At 62.3% G+C, this 17,056-nt stretch carries 16 protein-coding genes and 1 pseudogene; 10 read left to right on the top strand and 7 right to left on the bottom strand.

The window, feature by feature from the left end; genetic code table 11:
• Positions 1-2 precede the first annotated feature (2 nt).
• The 7 genes and pseudogenes from DSC91_RS08200 to DSC91_RS08230 form a co-directional block, all read left to right on the top strand.
• Positions 3-869: a MerR family transcriptional regulator gene (locus tag DSC91_RS08200; RefSeq protein WP_115777664.1), complete on the top strand. Its 867-nt coding sequence runs from the start codon at positions 3-5 to the stop codon at positions 867-869.
• Positions 870-1,078: 209 nt separating this feature from the next.
• Positions 1,079-2,074 (top strand): sulfonate ABC transporter substrate-binding protein, encoded by a 996-nt coding sequence (locus tag DSC91_RS08205; RefSeq protein WP_115777665.1) that lies wholly within the window; start codon positions 1,079-1,081, stop codon positions 2,072-2,074.
• Positions 2,075-2,488: 414 nt separating this feature from the next.
• Complete coding sequence (locus tag DSC91_RS08210; RefSeq protein ID WP_115777666.1) at positions 2,489-3,388, top strand: mechanosensitive ion channel family protein; 900 nt, start codon at positions 2,489-2,491, stop codon at positions 3,386-3,388.
• 108 nt (positions 3,389-3,496) lie between these two features.
• Positions 3,497-5,101: a flavin-containing monooxygenase gene (locus DSC91_RS08215; RefSeq protein ID WP_115777667.1), complete on the top strand. Its 1,605-nt coding sequence runs from the start codon at positions 3,497-3,499 to the stop codon at positions 5,099-5,101.
• Between the two features lie 58 nt (positions 5,102-5,159).
• Positions 5,160-6,068: an SDR family NAD(P)-dependent oxidoreductase gene (locus tag DSC91_RS08220; protein ID WP_115777668.1), complete on the top strand. Its 909-nt coding sequence runs from the start codon at positions 5,160-5,162 to the stop codon at positions 6,066-6,068.
• A gap of 93 nt (positions 6,069-6,161) precedes the next feature.
• A complete protein-coding gene (locus DSC91_RS08225) occupies positions 6,162-7,043 on the top strand; it encodes a metal-dependent hydrolase (RefSeq protein WP_115779749.1) in 882 nt (293 codons plus the stop codon).
• Positions 7,040-7,255 (top strand): annotated as a pseudogene (locus DSC91_RS08230) (alpha/beta fold hydrolase); the annotation flags it as partial. The gene DSC91_RS08225 and the pseudogene DSC91_RS08230, both read left to right, overlap by 4 nt.
• On the opposite strand, the gene DSC91_RS08235 reads toward DSC91_RS08230, so the two are convergent.
• Positions 7,239-7,793: a putative glycolipid-binding domain-containing protein gene (locus tag DSC91_RS08235; RefSeq protein WP_115777669.1), complete on the bottom strand. Its 555-nt coding sequence runs from the start codon at positions 7,791-7,793 to the stop codon at positions 7,239-7,241. The pseudogene DSC91_RS08230 and the gene DSC91_RS08235 sit on opposite strands and share 17 nt — an antisense overlap.
• A 275-nt stretch (positions 7,794-8,068) precedes the next feature.
• Between DSC91_RS08235 and DSC91_RS08240 the strand changes: the two genes are divergently transcribed.
• The 3 genes from DSC91_RS08240 to DSC91_RS08250 all read left to right on the top strand — a co-directional run bounded on the left by DSC91_RS08240 (position 8,069) and on the right by DSC91_RS08250 (position 10,148).
• The gene (locus DSC91_RS08240) at positions 8,069-9,013 is read left to right on the top strand and encodes an urea transporter (protein WP_115777670.1); all 945 of its coding nucleotides are present in this window, start codon (positions 8,069-8,071) and stop codon (positions 9,011-9,013) included.
• A gap of 129 nt (positions 9,014-9,142) precedes the next feature.
• Entirely contained in the window at positions 9,143-9,919 is a 777-nt protein-coding gene (locus tag DSC91_RS08245) for a class II aldolase/adducin family protein (RefSeq protein ID WP_115777671.1), read from the top strand.
• Positions 9,900-10,148, top strand: a complete 249-nt coding sequence (locus DSC91_RS08250; RefSeq protein ID WP_268238879.1) for a 4-oxalocrotonate tautomerase — start codon at positions 9,900-9,902, stop codon at positions 10,146-10,148. Before DSC91_RS08245 ends, DSC91_RS08250 begins: the two co-directional genes overlap by 20 nt.
• A 258-nt stretch (positions 10,149-10,406) precedes the next feature.
• Here DSC91_RS08250 and DSC91_RS08255 read toward each other — a convergent pair whose 3' ends face one another.
• The 6 genes from DSC91_RS08255 to DSC91_RS08280 form a co-directional block, all read right to left on the bottom strand.
• Positions 10,407-11,606, bottom strand: coding sequence for a porin (locus DSC91_RS08255; RefSeq protein ID WP_115777672.1), 1,200 nt, complete (start codon positions 11,604-11,606; stop codon positions 10,407-10,409).
• Between the two features lie 74 nt (positions 11,607-11,680).
• Positions 11,681-13,033: a TRAP transporter large permease gene (locus tag DSC91_RS08260; protein ID WP_115777673.1), complete on the bottom strand. Its 1,353-nt coding sequence runs from the start codon at positions 13,031-13,033 to the stop codon at positions 11,681-11,683.
• 7 nt (positions 13,034-13,040) lie between these two features.
• Positions 13,041-13,520, bottom strand: a complete 480-nt coding sequence (locus tag DSC91_RS08265) for a TRAP transporter small permease (RefSeq protein ID WP_115777674.1) — start codon at positions 13,518-13,520, stop codon at positions 13,041-13,043.
• Positions 13,521-13,659: 139 nt separating this feature from the next.
• Positions 13,660-14,652 carry a TRAP transporter substrate-binding protein gene (locus DSC91_RS08270; protein WP_115777675.1) on the bottom strand — a complete coding sequence of 331 codons (993 nt, stop codon included), beginning with the start codon at positions 14,650-14,652 and terminating at the stop codon, positions 13,660-13,662.
• Positions 14,653-15,274: 622 nt separating this feature from the next.
• Positions 15,275-16,207, bottom strand: a complete 933-nt coding sequence (locus tag DSC91_RS08275; protein ID WP_115777676.1) for an SMP-30/gluconolactonase/LRE family protein — start codon at positions 16,205-16,207, stop codon at positions 15,275-15,277.
• Positions 16,204-17,046, bottom strand: coding sequence for an NAD-dependent epimerase/dehydratase family protein (locus DSC91_RS08280; protein WP_115777677.1), 843 nt, complete (start codon positions 17,044-17,046; stop codon positions 16,204-16,206). The genes DSC91_RS08275 and DSC91_RS08280 overlap by 4 nt, the downstream gene beginning before the upstream one ends.
• Positions 17,047-17,056 lie beyond the last annotated feature (10 nt).

Raw genomic sequence — 17,056 nt, forward strand, 5'->3', positions numbered from 1 at the left:
CCATGCCCAATACGCCGCCCCCCATTCCGCCCTCACCCGACGGTTCGACCATCCCGGCAAGCGCCACGCCGCGCAACGAATACACCGTCGACGAACTCGCACGCGTTACCGACACCACCGTGCGCAACGTGCGCGCCTATCAGGACCGCGGCCTGCTCGAGCCGCCGGAAAAGCGCGGCCGCGTCGGCGTGTATGACGACACGCACGTCTCGCGTCTGAAGCTGATCAACCATCTGCTCGCGCGCGGCTACACGCTCGCGAACATCCAGGATCTGATCAAGGCCGTCGACGAAGGCCACGATCTGCGTTCTATCCTCGGCCTTGAAACCGCGATCGGCAGCCGCTGGTCGCGCGAGCGGCCAAAAAAATACTCGCTGCTCGAACTGCTGCAAATGTTCGGCGACAAGGCCTCGCCGAGCGCCCTCGGCAAAGCGGTCGATCTGGGTCTGCTCGAGCGCGACGGCCTCTCTTTCGTGTCCGGCAGCCCAACGGCGCTGGCCGCCGGCGCGACCATGGCCAAGGAAGGCATTCCGCTCGCCGACCTGCTCGACGCCGTGGGTATTGCCAGACCGCATTTCAACGCGGTCGCCAAGGCGCTGGTCGATCTGGTGGTACGCCAACTGGATCGCTATGACGCCGACGCCCTGCCGCCGCCCGCCGACGTGCCCGCTCTCGTCGACGCGATCTGGCGGGTGCGGCCGCTGGCGATGGTGCTGGTGGAAAGCGAAATGAACCGCGCGCTGGAAGAAGCCTCCGGCGATTATCTCGGCGACCGGGTCGCGGCGATCATGGAAAAGAAGCTGGGCCACGCGCCCGACGGTACGGCGGCCGAGCGCGGAGCGACGAAGAAAAATAAACCCAGGAAGTAGGGTTAAGCGCAGGGCTACTCGCCGGCCATTTTCCCTCGCTAGCGGCTCGCGTCCGCGAGCAGGCACGTGCCCTTTCAGCGCTCAACCAGCCGCTTTCATGCCCGAGCCGTTCGCGCGCGCGTCATATTCAAATCTGCATTGCTTCGTTTGATCGGCGGGACGTCCATGCGACTATCGTCGACCAATCGAACGCAATGGAGATTCGCCGAATGCCCCGCCATACCCGCATTTCGCTTCACGTCGCCGCCACGTTGCTGACGGCGCTCGCCACTTTGAGCGCGACGGCGCAAAGCACCAGTAACGGCAACGAACCGGCCAACGTGCTGCGCATCGGCTATCAGAAATCAGGCTTGCTCGCCATCCTCAAAGCGCAAGGCTCGCTCGACGAAAAACTCAAGCCGCTCGGCTACAGCATCAAATGGTTCGAGTTTCCGGCCGGACCGCAATTGCTCGAAGCGCTGAACGCGAACAGCGTCGATTTCGGCTACACCGGTGCGCCGCCACCCGTGTTCGCGCAGGCCGGTGGCGTGCGCTTCGTGTACGTGGGGGCGGAACCGTCCGGACGTCATGCCGAAGCGATTCTGGTCCGAAACGATTCGACGCTGCACGACGTGGCGGAATTGAAGGGCAAACGCGTCGCGCTTCAGAAGGGCTCGAGCGCGAACTATCTGCTGCTCGAAGCGCTGAAAAAAGCCGGCCTGCGTTACGAGGACATCCACCCGGTGTATCTGGCGCCCGCCGATGCACGCGCCGCCTTCGAAGGCGGCACCGTCGATGCATGGGTGATCTGGGACCCGTACTACGCGTCGGCGCAGCAGACACTAAAAGCGCGCACCCTCGTGGACTATTCGGAGCTCAACAGCCCTCACAACTTCTATGAAGCGACCCGCGACTTCGCGCAGCAGCATCCGGATGTGGTCGGCGCGATTCTCGGACAATTGCGCACCACCGGGCTGTGGGTCAACGATCATCCGGTGGAAACTGCCGCACTGATCGCGCCGAAGGTCGGTCTGGATCAGAAGCTGGTCGAGACCTGGGTGCGCCGCTATCCGTACGGCACCACCGCCGTGACCGACGAGATCGTCCGCTCGCAGCAGGTGGTCGCCGATGCGTTTTACGGCGCGCATCTGATTCCACAAAAAATCACGGTGAAGGACAACGTCTGGCAAAACCGCGAGGTGGCCGCCAGTCTGGCGCAAAAATAAACGTTGGCAGTTGGAGAAACACGGGGCAACCCATTAATCCACCAACCCATTACTTCGCCATCCGTATCAAATCATCTCATGACGCTGCAACGGCTTGAGGAAATAGTTTCTTAGGCCCACGCCATATTGCACGGGCCCCGTTATTCAATCGATAACGGAGCCACGACAAAACGCCCCTTCACGTCGCCATTGCGCGCCGCCCGCCCTTCGCATCCGGAAATCTGATCTGTTAAAAAGTTTGTACGGATAGAACTTTCCTTTTAAGAAGCGGTCCCTTCTCCGCACGCTTTAATCGCGTCATTTTCCGGATACCGGCTCGTCACTCGCGTTGCGCGAACGCGCGGTGTCCATGCTTTTTTCAAACCATGCGGCCGATAACATGCCGCCGCTTTAAAAATCAGGACCGTCAAGGCCATGCAGAATCTACTCGCTGAGATCCACCCCGACCGGTGGACCTTCCTTTGGGACGCACTCACCACGATCTCGATGCGCCTGTGCGCGGCCGCGGTGCTATTGATGGTGGGCTGGTGGGTCGCCCGCCGCGTCGCACGCTCGCTCAACCGGCTGCTCGCGAGCCAGTCGCGCATGGACGCCACGCTGCGTCCGGTCATCTGCGACACCTGCCTGTGGAGCATTCGCGTCGTCTCGATCATCGGTGCGCTGTCGCAACTGGGTATTCAGACGGCGAGCATCGTCGCCGTGCTCGGCGCCGCCGGCCTCGCTATCGGTCTCGCGCTGCAGGGCACGATGCAGAACATTGCGGCCGGCATCATGCTTTTGCTGTTGCGGCCGTTCAAGGTGGGCGATTCGATTGATGCCGGCACGGGCAATGTGTCGGGCACCGTCGAAGAAATCAGCCTGTTCACAACGCGTCTCACGAAGGCCGACGGCATTTGCGAATACGTGCCGAACAGCGCGCTGTGGAGCAATTCAATCCGCAATTACAACCGCAATCCGACCCGCCGCCTCGATCTCGAAGTGGAAATCTCGGTGCGCGACGACGTCGAGCAGGCGCTGGCCGCATTGCGCAATCTGGCCGCTGCCGACCCGCGCGCGCTGCAAAAGCCCGCGCCGCAGGTGATGGTGGCCCGTTTCGACGACAGCACCGTGGTCCTGAACATCCGCGTATGGGCCAACATCGACGCGTTCTGGGACATGCGCTGGGACCTCGCTCGCCAGGTCCGTCAAACGCTCACCGACGCGCAATGCGGCTTGCCGGTTCGCACACGTGAACTGCATATCGTGCAAAGCAACGACGCTGGCGAGTCCGCTGCGACCCGCGTGACGGCCGCGCCTAAGGCTTCGGTGCGATAGCGCATAGAGTTTCCCGTCTAACCCGCTGCTTGCGTCATCCGTTGACAGCCACTATTGTTACATCAATCAATGTAACAGTTAAGAGCGAACAACAAGGAGACGGATCGGATGAACGCACGCACGATGCCTCCCGACGACGCGGCGCCTGGCGCGTCCGCGCCCGTCGATACCGATATCGCCATCATCGGCTCCGGCTTTGCGGGCCTCGGCATGGCGATCCGCCTGCGGCAAGCCGGCCTGACCGATTTCATGATTGCCGAAAAGGCCGAGTCGGTCGGCGGCACCTGGCGCGACAACCACTACCCCGGTTGCGCCTGCGACGTGCAATCCCACGTCTATTCGTTTTCCTTCGCCCCGAATCCGCGCTGGACCCGCATGTTCGCGCGCCAGCCGGAAATTCGTGCGTATCTGGAAGAATGCACGCAGCGCTTCGGCATCCAGCGTCATCTGCGCTTCGGCCATGAACTGGCCTCCGCGATCTACGACGAAACCCGCCACCGCTGGCAACTGACATTCGCGAACGGCCGGCAATGGTCGGCGCGCGTGTTGATCTCGGGCATGGGCGGACTGTCGCGTGCGGCCCTGCCGAACATTCCCGGCATCGAGACATTCAAGGGCAAAGCGTTCCACTCGCAGCATTGGGACCACACGTATCCGCTCGAAGGCAAACGCGTCGCGGTGATCGGCACCGGTGCAAGCGCGATCCAGTTCGTGCCGCAGATCGCGCCGCGCGTCTCGCATCTGAACCTGTTCCAGCGCACGCCGCCGTGGATCATGCCGAAGGCCGACCGTGCGGTGAAGCCATTCGAACAATGGTTGTTCAAGCATCTGCCGTTCACGCAGAAAATCATGCGTTCGGCGCTCTACTGCATGCTCGAATCGCGCGCCTTCGGCTTCGCGATTCATCCTTCGCTCATGAAGACCGCGCAGAAAGTCGCGGAGCGGCATCTGCGCCGCCAGGTGCCCGATCCGCAATTGCGCGCCACGCTCACGCCGAACTACACGATGGGCTGCAAGCGCATCCTGATCTCGAACGACTACTTCCCGGCGCTGTCACGCCAGAACGTGTCGGTGACGACCACCGGCATTGCCCGCGTCGAGGAAGATGCGGTGATCACGACCGACGGTGCCCGCCATCCGGCCGACTGCCTGATCTTCGGCACCGGCTTTCAGGTGGCCGATCCGTTTCCGGCCGGCGTGGTGCGCGGCCGTGGCGGCGTCGACATCGTCGATACGTGGCGCGATGGCGCGCATGCGTATCTCGGTACGACACTGCCTGGTTATCCGAACTTCTTCATGATCGTCGGCCCGAACACAGGCCTCGGTCACAACTCGATGGTGTTCATGATCGAGTCGCAGGTCGAGTACGTTCTGCGCGCGCTGAAGACGATGAACGCGGAACGCGCCGATGCGATCGAAGTGCGTCCGCAGGTCGAGCGCGCCTACAACGAGCAGATCCAGCTGAAACTCGGCCGCGCGATCTGGTCGACGGGTGGCTGCAAGAGCTGGTATCTCGATCCGAAAACCGGCAAGAACACCACGCTATGGCCGGGGTTTGCCTACAAGTTCCGCCAGGCGACCCGCACTTTCAGCATGGACGACTACCTCGCGTATTCGCCCGTGCGGCAACCGCTGAGCGGACACGATGGTTCACCGCCGCAGCCCGTGCATGCGCATGGGAACGCGGCCACGGCGTCCGCGGAAGCAACCTGACAAAAGCACGACCCGAATAAACATAACGACAAGGCACCGTTCAGGGAGGAAATAAACCATGAAGAATTTCACCGACAGAGTGGCCGCGATCACCGGCGCGGGCTCCGGCATGGGCCGCTCGCTCGCGCTCCGTCTGGCGCGCGAAGGCTGCCACCTTGCGCTCGCCGACCGCAATGCGACGAGTCTCGCCGAAACCGCGCAACTCGCACAGGCCGCCGCGCCGCATATCGTCGGCTCGCCGCTCTGCATCACCACACGCGTGCTCGACGTGTCCGACCGCGCCGCGATGTTCGACTGGGCCGCCGAAACAGCCGCGCAGCATCAGCGCGTGAACCTCGTGTTCAACAACGCGGGCGTGGCATTGTCGAGCACCATCGAAGGCATGGAGTATGCCGACCTGGAGTGGATCGTCGGCATCAATTTCTGGGGCGTGGTGCACGGCACGAAGGCGTTTCTGCCGTATATCAAGGCCTCCGGCGCGGGACATATCGTCAATACGTCGAGCGTGTTCGGCCTGTTCTCGCAGCCCGGCATGAGCGGCTACAACGCGACCAAGTTCGCCGTGCGCGGCTTTACCGAAGCGTTGCGCCAGGAACTCGACCTGATGAAGTGCGGCGTGTCGGCGACTTGCGTGCATCCGGGCGGCATTCGCACCAGCATCGCGCAGTCGAGCCGGATCTCGTCGAACATGGTCGGTTTCATGCTGGAAAACGAACAGCAGGGCAAGGACGACTTCGAGAAGTTTTTCATCACCACCGCCGACGAAGCCGCACGCGTGATTCTCGACGGCGTGCGCAGGAACAAGCGGCGCGTGCTGATCGGCCGCGATGCGCGCGCCGCCGACTGGTTGGCGCGCACGTTACCGGCGGCCTATCAGGCGCTGGTCGTGATGCAGACGCGCCGCATGAAACGCATTGCGGAAAAACGCGCGCGCCGCGCCGCGCAAGTCGACGGCCGGCGTGCGTGATGCGGCGCCCGCAACGGACGGCATGCAGCGCGTAAAGCAATCCGCCCGGTCAGCACGATCAACAGGACATAAAGGATTACAGGGAGAATGGCCATGATGCCGGTTCGCCGCGACCTCCGCTTCAACTTACCGCAGGAACGCGCGTGCGATTGGCACGTGCAGGGCTCGCATGTGACACACTTCTTCAACGCGCTTTCGCTGCTATTCCCGGCCGGCGAGCGTTTCTTCATGGACAGCGTGCGCAACTACCGCGACCAGATCGACGATCCCGTGCTTAAGAAGCAGGTGCTCGGGTTCATCGGCCAGGAAGCGATGCATACGCGCGAGCACATCGAATACAACGATCTGTTGCAGGAAGCCGGTTTGCCCGCGCACAAGCTCGACAGACGCCTGTGGGCGATTCTCAACTTCGGCCGCAAGGTCCTGCCGCATTCGTATCAACTCGCGGTCACGGTCTGCCTCGAGCATTACACGGCGATGCTGGCCGGCTTGCTGCTGGAAGACGCATCGCGGATCGGCGGTTCGGTCGAAGGCTATGCGCAGATGTGGACGTGGCACGCGCTCGAAGAAACCGAACACAAGTCGGTTTCGTACGACGTGTGGAATGCCGTGCTGAAGCCGGGACTCGGACGCTACCTGTTGCGTACCGGCACGATGCTCGCCACCACGCTGACGTTCTGGTTGATCGTGTTCGATTACCACGTGCGTCTGCTCATCGCCGACCGTAAACGCGGCGGCCATATCCGTGGCATGTGGCGCGTCGTGAAGTATCTGTACGGCCCGCGTCATGGCGTGTTTCCGCGTATTGCCGGCGAATGGCTGAGCTTTTTCCGGCCGGGCTTCCATCCGTGGGATCACGACAATCGCGCGCAGCTGTCGCGCATCGACGGCCTCATCGCCGCTGTCGACGCCACCAACGCGGCCACGCCGAGCGCGCGCAAAGCCGCGCGACGCAGCGCGCAGGCGGCCGCGTGATACGCGACACGCTGTCGGTCGAGGCCGGCGACGTGCGGCTCGCGCTCTACGTGAGTGGACCGCGCGACGCGGCACCGATCGTGCTGGTGCGCGGTTATCCGGCTGCGGCGATAGTGTGGGAACCGGTACGCGCGCATCTCGACGCGCGCTACCGCGTCATCAACTACGACGTACGCGATCCCGACGCCTCCACAGTCAACGCCCGCGCGGCAAGCGTGTGAATAGCGTCGGGTAGTCGATCACGAGGCCGTCTTCATCCACCGTCAGGTCCGCGGTGAAATTGCGGAAGATGCCCTCGTAGCGATACACGCGATTCAACTCGATGCACGAATATGCCTGCTCGGCACGCGTGACCTGTAAATCCGGCGTCGAAATATAGGCCACGGAAATCGGTTGGCGCTCGCCTTCGGCCAGTTGCAAACGGCGGATCGGCAACGTATTCGTGTAGGGCGTGGCAGCGATATCGATATCGATGCACCCTTCTATCGCGTTCAGTACGAGGCCATTGCCATCGTGCCAATGGCCGGCGCCGTCGCCATGCAATTCCAGCTCAGCGCCGCCGACGATTTTCAGCCATGCATACGTGGTGCGCCATTGCGCATCGCAGCGCACCTTATAGTGCAGGCCATACGCTTTGCCATAGCGTTGCCCGACCAGGACGCTTTCCACCGCAAAGCCGTCCGCGCGTGCGTCGAACGCCAGATGTTCGAAGCCGTCGCCCTCTTCCGATGCCCACCGTAGTTCACGCATCAGTCTGCCTCCTTGTGGAACGGCGCGGCAAACGCGCCGGGCTTCTATCGTAGCGCGAAAACTTTCGGTTCGCCGATGCGTCGGCTTTCGGCTTTCGGCTGCGCCTCCAGACTCGCATGTGTCGCAAATAGCCACTATCAACGGTGGCGATGCCCGGCGCGGCGCCAGTAGCCTATGCTCGCGTTTCACTCTCAACCTGACCCGCCGCGCGCCTCACCTGCCCGCGGTACAGTCGCGACACAGTCGCGCCGCATCGAATTCGCCGCCCTCAAACCATGCCTGCCGCCGCAACCGAAGCACAATCCGCCGCCTTGCGCACCTTGTTGCGCAGTCTCGGCCAGATCGTGTTGCAGCCGAACGCCTTCACCGGTGCGTGCCTGCTCGGCGCGTGGCTCTTATCCGATCCGCGCCTCGCATGCGCGGCGCTGACGGGCGCGACCGCGGCCAACGTGAGCGCGGTGCTGGCCGGCTATCGCGAGAACGACACGCGCGCCGGCCTGCACGGCTTCAATGGCGCGCTGGCCGGTCTCGCCGCATTCAGCTTCATCGCCGACAACGCGACGGCCGCAGCCGTGGCGATTCTGGCCGGGACCGGCACGGCATGGCTGCTGGAACCGTGGTCGCGCAGGCTGCGCTCGCGCGGTCTCGGCTATTTCTCAAGTCCCTGTCTGATCGTCACGTGGCTTTGGCTACCGCTGGTGGCACGCGTCGTTCAGCCAGCAAGCCTCGCCACTGAGTCCACGTTCAGCGCGGTGCAATTGAGCCACGGCTTATTCGCCGGGCTCGCGCAAACCGGCTTTGCGTCCGGCGCCTTGCCTGGCTTCCTCATCTTGATCGGAATCGCGGCTGCGTCACGACGGCACGCCCTGTGGGTGTTGGCCGGCGCGGGCCTTGCGAGCGCCGCGCATCTGCTGCTAGGCGCAAGCGCAAGCTCGTTCGACGCAGGCCTGTTAGGATTCAACGGCGCGCTGACCGCGATCGCGCTGGCCGATTGCGGCATGGCGATAACGCTTGGCGGTATTGTGATTTCTGTCGTGCTGCAAATGGCGGCCACTTACTATGCGTTGCCGGCCATGACCGCGCCGTTCGTACTCGCGTCGTGGTGCATGCAGTGGCTCACTGGCCGTTTTTTGCGCGGTACGGGAATGCCCGAAGCGGCGGAGCGCGTCGAAGCCGGAGGGCGCGTCACTTCGCCGGCTTCGGTCGGCCGCGCCAGTTAGCGCTGCGAGTCATGTGGCGGGTTTGGGTTGCAGGTTGGGCCGCTGGTTTAGATACGGGTCCAGGCTGCAGGTTTGCCCCCTGAACCCGGGCTGCCGTCACAGCCGATCAAGCAATCTCTGGAGACAGACATGTCGTTCACTCACACGCCTACCGGCCGTGTCATCGAGACGGGGCCAAGGTCCGAAGCGGAACAGCAGACCCGCGTTGATCTGGCCGCCGCCTATCGCCTCGCGGCGCTCAACGGCTGGGACGATCTCGTCTACACGCATATCTCGGCCAGCGTTCCCGGCGAACCCGGCCACTTCCTGATCAACCCGTTCGGACTCGCGTTCGACGAAGTGTGCGCGTCGAACCTGGTGAAGATCGATATCGAAGGCAACGTCGTCGGCGCGAGCGAGCATCCGGTCAACGCCACGGGCTTCGCGCTGCACGCCGTCGTGCACGCGGCACGCGCCGATGCTTTCTGTGTCATGCATTTGCACAATACGGCGGGCGTGGCCGTTTCAGCACAACCGGCCGGTTTGCTGCCGGCGTCGCAACATGCGCTGCGTTTTTACGGCCATCTCGCGTATCACGATTACGAAGGCCTCGCCTTTACGCCGGCCGAAGGCGAACGCCTCGTCGCGCATCTCGCCGACAAACCGGCCATGCTGTTGCGCAATCACGGCACGTTGACCGCCGGCCGCACCGTCGCCGAAGCCTATGTGCTCATGGCCACGCTGATCAAGGCCTGCGAAATCCAGCTGCAGGCGCAAGCATGCGGCAGCCAGCTCGTCGTGCCGGACGACGCCATCGCCGCACGCACAGCCGATCAACTGTACGACGGCGGTGCGATCGAAGGCGCGCTGGAATGGCCTGCCTTGCTACGCAGGCTCGACCGGCTCGATCGCACGTACCGCGACTAGATTCACTTCTCAACATCGCTCATCACGGAGTCACGCAATGCCCACGTTTCATATCGAACTCTTCGAAGGCCGCTCGCTGGAGCAGAAGCGCCAGTTCGTCGAAGCCATTACCAAAGCGACTTGCGAATCGCTCGGCGTCGAACCGAACTCGGTGGACATCATTCTCACCGACGTCAAACGCGAAAACTGGGCAACGGGTGGGCGTTTGTGGTCCGAAGCGGACGCGTGAGCGTGCGTGGCAATCGGCCGACACCTGAACCCGGTCGGATTGTCGCCACTAAATCTGGACCCTGCGAGCTGAAAAAGCCGCCAATGAACTCATCGGGTGTGCAATAGCGCGATACGGGGAGCTTAACGATTGAACTGATGTCCGTGCGCCGCCGAAAATGCTGCGCGCGTTGCGCGCGCAGCAGGTATTTCTGAGCGACGCATATTCGAAACGCGTCGCCGTGGCAGCGTCGGCAGACGCCGCCACGCCATCGGGCAATTAGAACCGGTGGATCATGCCGACGCCAGCCGCAAACTGGCTGCGTGACGAGGACGGCGCGCTGTTCTGGCCGTCGCCGATATCGGCCGTTGCGTTGATGATGCTCGTGCCGTTCGTGCCGATCGTCTTGCCGCTTGCACGCTGATACGCTTCCAGCGCGTACAGACCGGTGCGCTTGGAGAGGCTGTAGTACTGCGAGAGGTTGAACTGCTGGTAGCGGGCCGCGCTCGAAATGCCGTTCGACTCCGTAGCACGCGTGTAGCTATAGCCTGCAGCCAGGTCCAGCGCCGTCAGCGGCTTGAAGTGCAGCACGGCGCCAGCCGTGTTGAAGGTGGCCTGGCTGCGGAACTTCGAATTCACGCCCGGAATGTATTGCACGTTCGAGTACGAGAACGAGACGTCCCACTGCGAGCTGAACGCATAGCCGCCCGTCACCGCAACGCGCTGCTGCGCCTGCGCCGTCTGGTAACCGTTGTTGATACCCGACACACCCGCTTGCGCGCCGGCATTCGACGTCGTGGAGTTAGCGTCCCACGCACCGCCGCCAGACGCTGCGTTATTGATGCGCTGGTAGCCAGCCGCGATCCCGAACGGACCGTTCAGGTACTGGATCGCCGCGCTATACGTCGAACCGGCATTGGTGCTGCCCGCCACGCCGCCCAGCGCATACGAGCCGCTCACCGTCAGGCCGTACATGCTCGGCGACGTGTACACCAGCGAGTTATTCACGCGGTACACCGTATCCAGCGAATCGATATCGCCCGGGTGCGCGCCGTATGCACCCGTCAGCCACGTGGTCGGGCTATACGGCGACAGCAGCGTGTAGTACGACGTGTACTGGCGGCCGGCGGTGAACGTGCCGTAGGAGGCATTGGTCACGCCGACATACGCCTGCCGGTTGAACGCCAGACCGGTGACGGCCTGCGCACCGGTTGCACTGTTAAAGCCTTCTTCCAACTGGAAGATCGCCTTCGTGCCGCCGCCCAGATCCTCACCGCCCTTCAGGCCGAAGCGGCTGCCTGCCCAGACGCCGTTGACCATCTTGACGACCGAGCGGCCACCGGTCGTCGAACCGAGCGACGTCTGGCTGCTCTGATAACCGATCCCCGCGTCGACGACCCCGTACAGCGTCACACTGCTTTGAGCGTGCGCGCCGAGGGCGACCAACCCAAGGGCCGAGGTTGCTATTACCTTTTTCATTTCTGCTCCTCTGTAAAAAACTTATTCGTTCGTATCTGGCAGTGCCACACCGGCGCCGACTCTTGGCCAGGCATTCAAAACACCGGGTGACCATTGATCAGGCTGGGCAACCACGTCGAAAACATCGGCACGTACGTCACGATGTTGATCGCGCTGAAGATAGCCAGGTAATAAGGCCACGCCACCTTGGTGGTTTCACCTATCGACACATTGCCAATTGCGCACCCAATGAACTGCACCGACCCGATCGGCGGATGCACGAGGCCCAATGCGCAGTTCAGCAAAATCATGATCCCGAACTGGACCGGGCCGACCCCTGCATGCATCGCCATCGGCAGGAATAACGGCGTGGTGATCAGGATGTGCGCAGCCATATCGACGAATGTGCCGAGGAAGATCTGGATGATGTTGATATAAAGCAGCATCAACCAGGGCAGGCTCGTTGCGCCGTCGAGCATGTGTTCGATGGCGTCGGGAATCTCCAGATAGGCCATCTGATAGCGCAGCATGTTCGACACGCCGATCAGCAGCAACACCACACCGGTGGTTTTAGCCGCCTTGGACAGCGCATGAAAGAGCTTCTTCAGCGTCATCGTGCGATAGATGACAATCGTCAGCACCAGCGAATAAGCCACGGCTATGGCGGCGGCTTCCGTCGCTGTAGCAATACCCTTGGCCACGCACACCAGAATGATCGCGATCACCATCAAGCCGGGCACCGCGCCGAGGAACGTGCGGGCCACCGCGAACCAGCCAGGAAAACGCTGCAATTCGCTCGAGCCGTCAGCACCACGCGGATAGCCAAACTTGACCGCTTGCCAGTATGCAGCAATAAGCACGAAACCCATCACCCACAGAACCGGCAATAGACCAGAAAACAACAGATCGCCGATCGACACGCCGCTCATCTGGTGTCCGTTCAGCGTCCCGGTGATGCCCTGGGCCGCGAACGCATAGATGATCATGTTCGTCGACGTGGGCATCAGCGCGCCCGCCAGCGACGAATGGGTCGTCACGTTGACCGCATAGGCCGCGCTGTAGCCTTCGCGCTTCATCAGCGGAATGACGACGCCGCCCATCGCGGACGTGTCTGCCGTCGGCGAACCGGACACGCCGCCGAACAGCGTGCACGCGACCACGTTGGCCATGCCGAGCCCACCGCGGAAATGGCCCACCGTGGCCTGCGCGAAGCGCAGGATGCGGTCGGCGATACCGCCGTGCAGCATCAATTCGCCGGAGAAAATGAAGAACGGGACCGCGAGAAACGAAAACGCGTTCATTCCCGAAATCATCGACTGCATGGCGGTGGCCGCCGGCAAGCCTTCATACAGATACGTGAGGACGCACGCGAGTCCCAACGCAAACGAAACAGGAACCCCGAATACGAGGAAAACGAGGAAACTGACTGAGAGGATGGCAAGTTCCATGATTCTTCTATTTTTGTTTCTGTGCGAAAAGCCCCAGCAGGTTCTCGAACGAGAACAGTGCGATGCAGGCGCTGGCGAAGACGGGGATCAGATAGCGAAGCGCTTCCGGAAGGCCCAGGATCGGGATCTTGTCGTCCATCGTCGTCTCGGCCATCTGCCAGCAGCCGAAGAAAACCGCCACGGCCAGCATGATCAGGCAAATATGCTGGAACGCATGGGCGATCACCTGACCTTTCGGCGGCAGCTTCTTGACTAGCGAGTCGAGCCCGATGTGGCCGCCTTCGCGAACCTTGAGCGCGGCGCCGAACATGGCGATCACAATCACCAGCAGGAGGGCGATGGGCTCGACGAAATCCGGTGCATCGCTAAAGACATAGCGCATCAAGACGCTATAGATCACCAACAGGCACAGCGTGGCGAGACTTGCCGACGCCACGACCACCAGCACACGGAAGAGAAAATCGTTTGGCCGTTTCATGAATCTCATTGACCCCATCCTTGCCTGCAGCAGACTTATATTTAATCTTCAAGAATCCTGCAACCTTCGCCGGCTCAAAAAACCGGCGCGGCGGGAAAAACCGGCGGCATATGCCGCACGGCCCTTCTCCACCGCGTTGCTTCCGAACTTATTTAACCGCCTGGATTTCGTCGACGAGCTGCTTCATTTGCGGGGTCTTCTCGTACTTTGCCCACACCGGCTGCATCGCCTTCACGAAAGCGGGACGGTCGATCTGCGACGCGGTAACGATCGTCGCGCCAGCCTTCGTCACCGTCTTTGCCGCGTCGTTTTCACGCGCGGTCCACAGTTTCGTGTAGTAAGGCACGGAGTCAGCCGCAGCCTTCTTGATGATGTCCTGTTCTTGTGGCGTTAGTGTGTCCCAGACCTTTTTGGAGAACACCAGCACTTCCGGCGTCATCGAATGCTGGGTTTCGGAATAGACCTGTGCGACTTCGAAGTGCTTGGTTTCTTCGTATGACGGCAGGTTGTTTTCCGCGCCATCCACGAGACCCGTCTTCAGGCCCGTATAGACTTCTGCGAACGGCATCGGCGTGGGCGTGCCGCCCATTGCCTTGATTTCGTCGACCATCAGGTCCGACGGCTGCACGCGCACCTTGAGGCCCTTCATGTCGGCGGGCGAATGGATCGCCTTCTTCGCGTACATCGAGCGCGCGCCGCTCTCATAGAACGTCAGCGCGATCATGCCCTTCGCCTTGAAGGCGTCGAGGATCTTCTGGCCTTCCGGGCCGTACATCACTTTGCGGAAATGGTCGATGTCGCGAAACAGGAACGGCAGCGACGGAATCATCGATTCGGGCACGATCTCATTGAACGCAGCACCGTTGGCGCGGGCCATGTCCAGCGCGCCGATACGCACCTGGTCGATCGTGTCGTTTTCCGAACCCAGCGCGCTGTTGCCGAAGACCTTCACGGAATCCTTGCCACCGGTTGCCTTGCTGATTTCTTCCCCCATGTATTTCACAGCCATATTGGTCGGATAGGTGTCGCCATGCACGTCCGACACCCGAAACACGCGCGCGTGCGCCGACACCGTGCTGAACGCCAGCACGGAGGCCGCGACAATCATCGATACACGGGAAGAGGCAAACTTGGTTTTCATCGTGACATTCCTTGAAATTAGATCATCCGGATGCGGAGAGCCGCTTGCGGGGAGCACTTGCGGAGGGCCGCGTACGGATGCGACATGGTTTTGATGCGTCTCCCGGCTCCACGCGCCGCCCGTGTGGATGGCGAGCGGTTTGCCGTGCTGGCCTGCTCTACTTCCCCGGCACAGATGCTCAGCACTCCTGTCAGACAACTCGACTTCTTGACTTCGACTGCTTCGGCGTGCGCCCCGCGCGCGTTGGTCATACGCGCTGAGAACGCTGCCCTTTTGTCCGGCAGCCCAAAACCATCTTGAAATGAATTTGTTTGGGCTCATACGTTGTACGACGACATATGAAGTCTATAAAACGTGCCCGAAGTTGTACAGCCGGTATTTACCCGCACGACAACAGGTTGGCCGTAAAAGTTTCCGGACTAAGGTTCGGCATCAAAACCAATACAGGAAGGCGTTTTAACAAAATCCCCGAATCGCGGGCATCTGTTTTTCGCAGAGAGGAAGATGGCTGGAGAGTGGCATTTTTGCCACTATGTTGTACGACAAGCGATGAATAAACGGCTGCGACTGTTGGGCGCCGACATGCTAATTCCAGGCGCCCCGCCTCATGCACGCCGCCTTTTCAGAGTTCGCCCGCGTATTCGGGCTCGGTCAAGCCGGTCACGCCGGGCCGAACGGCAAACAGATGGCCGTCGTGCTCACTCGCGCCCGTCGCGGGACGAATCGACGTCACGAAGAGCGTATCCAGGTTCCGCCCGCCGAACGCGCACATCGCCGGCTTCAAGGCCGGCACGGCGATCTGCCGATCGAGCCTGCCTTGCGGTGTAAAGCGAAGCAGCAGGCCTGCGTCGTTCGCGCAAATCCAGTAGCAACCGTCGGCATCCACCGCCGCGCCGTCGGGACGACCCGCGTAATCGTGCAGATCGGCGAATACACGCCGGTTGCGTGGTTCGCCCGTCTCGATGTCGTAGTCGAAAGCCCAGATTTGCCGGCGCAGCGGATGCGAGTCCGACAGATACATCGTCGTTCCATCGGGCGACCACGCCAGACCGTTTTGCGTGATCAACGCGTCGACAACCGGCTCCGACAACACACCGCGCTCGTCGAAGCGATAGAGCGCGCCCGCGGGATTTGCCGCCGCCATGTCCTGCACCATCGTGCCGGACCAGAAGCGCCCTTGCCGGTCGCAACGGCCGTCGTTGAAGCGCATGTCGTCGAATGGGAAAAGCGGCGCGGCGAGCTTTCTGCCCGTCACCTTCGTCGGCTCGCCGCCACGGGGCGCGCCTTCTGTCAGCGTGAGCGCGAAGAGTCCCGTCTCACAGCCCGCCAGCACCGTGCCGCGACGATCGAAGGCGATGCATGCCACCCTCTCCGGCAATTGCCACTCGGCGCGCGCTCCCGAATCGAGCCGCAGCCGCACGATCTTTTGCGCCGGAATATCCACCCAGTAAAGCGCCTGTTCCGCGGCGCGCCATACCGGACTCTCGCCGACCGACGCGGGCGCCTGCCCCGCTGCCTCGACACGCTCCACTCGCGGGTTCGCCACGCTGCTCACCGCCTCGGCTCCATCGGGCCGGCCAGCACGAATGCGCCGCCCTGGAACCGCTGCGTCGGATCATCGAGCTCGGCGGTGGGCGCCGTGACCGGGAAAAGATGCTCGAACTCGACCGAGCTGTCCTGCGGACGAAAGCCGAGAAACGCCGCCTTGGTGTTGTCGACCCACTTGGTCCGGTTGTCCGATACGCCGTAGACAATCGCGTGGCCGACCCGGTTGGTGAACAGCGAGCAGCGCACCAGTTCGATAAAGTCGCGGAAGCTCAAATAAGTGACGAGCATGCGCGGATTCTTCGGCTGCTCGAACGACGAGCCGATCCGCAGACACACCGTCTCGAGACCGAAGCGGTCGAAGTAATAGCGCGACAGCGATTCGCCGAAGCACTTCGTCACGCCATACAGACTGTCGGGACGCAGCGGCGCGTCGATATCGACCACCGAGGTCGTCGGGTGAAAACCCACGGCATGATTCGAGCTCGCGTACACGATGCGCCTCACGCCCTGCTTCTGCGCAGCCGAATAGAGGTTGTACAGGCCGCGGATATTCGCTTCGAGCAGATCTTCGAACGGTGCCTCGACGGAAATGCCGCCAAGATGAACCACCGCATCCACGCCTTCGAGGAGCGCGTGAACGGCGGCCTCATCCGCGAGATCCACAATCGATGCTTCTTCGTGCGCCGCCACTTCGCCCAGCGGCGCAATATCGGTGACGCGCACCACGTCGGCCCACGCAGCAAGCGCGCCGCGCAACTGCCGGCCAAGATTGCCGGCAGCGCCGGTGAGCAGAATACGGCGAAAGGGTTTCTGCGCCGGCGGGCGGCCAAGGTTCGAGTCAGTCATGTCTCAGTCT

It is taken from the genome of Paraburkholderia caffeinilytica, from assembly GCF_003368325.1.
Classification (GTDB): Bacteria; Pseudomonadota; Gammaproteobacteria; order Burkholderiales; family Burkholderiaceae; genus Paraburkholderia; species Paraburkholderia caffeinilytica.

Excerpts from the sequence above, each read along its gene's own strand:
- DSC91_RS08270 (WP_115777675.1), bottom strand. The coding sequence starts at position 14,652 with ATGAAAACCAAGTTTGCCTCTTCCCGTGTATCGATGATTGTCGCGGCC.
- DSC91_RS08215 (WP_115777667.1), top strand. The coding sequence starts at position 3,497 with ATGAACGCACGCACGATGCCTCCCGACGACGCGGCGCCTGGCGCGTCC.
- DSC91_RS08240 (WP_115777670.1), top strand. The coding sequence starts at position 8,069 with ATGCCTGCCGCCGCAACCGAAGCACAATCCGCCGCCTTGCGCACCTTG.
- DSC91_RS08255 (WP_115777672.1), bottom strand. The coding sequence starts at position 11,606 with ATGAAAAAGGTAATAGCAACCTCGGCCCTTGGGTTGGTCGCCCTCGGC.
- DSC91_RS08200 (WP_115777664.1), top strand. The coding sequence starts at position 3 with ATGCCCAATACGCCGCCCCCCATTCCGCCCTCACCCGACGGTTCGACC.
- DSC91_RS08235 (WP_115777669.1), bottom strand. The coding sequence starts at position 7,793 with ATGCGTGAACTACGGTGGGCATCGGAAGAGGGCGACGGCTTCGAACAT.
- DSC91_RS08260 (WP_115777673.1), bottom strand. The coding sequence starts at position 13,033 with ATGGAACTTGCCATCCTCTCAGTCAGTTTCCTCGTTTTCCTCGTATTC.
- DSC91_RS08210 (WP_115777666.1), top strand. The coding sequence starts at position 2,489 with ATGCAGAATCTACTCGCTGAGATCCACCCCGACCGGTGGACCTTCCTT.
- DSC91_RS08265 (WP_115777674.1), bottom strand. The coding sequence starts at position 13,520 with ATGAGATTCATGAAACGGCCAAACGATTTTCTCTTCCGTGTGCTGGTG.
- DSC91_RS08280 (WP_115777677.1), bottom strand. The coding sequence starts at position 17,046 with ATGACTGACTCGAACCTTGGCCGCCCGCCGGCGCAGAAACCCTTTCGC.
- DSC91_RS08205 (WP_115777665.1), top strand. The coding sequence starts at position 1,079 with ATGCCCCGCCATACCCGCATTTCGCTTCACGTCGCCGCCACGTTGCTG.
- DSC91_RS08220 (WP_115777668.1), top strand. The coding sequence starts at position 5,160 with ATGAAGAATTTCACCGACAGAGTGGCCGCGATCACCGGCGCGGGCTCC.
- DSC91_RS08225 (WP_115779749.1), top strand. The coding sequence starts at position 6,162 with ATGATGCCGGTTCGCCGCGACCTCCGCTTCAACTTACCGCAGGAACGC.
- DSC91_RS08245 (WP_115777671.1), top strand. The coding sequence starts at position 9,143 with ATGTCGTTCACTCACACGCCTACCGGCCGTGTCATCGAGACGGGGCCA.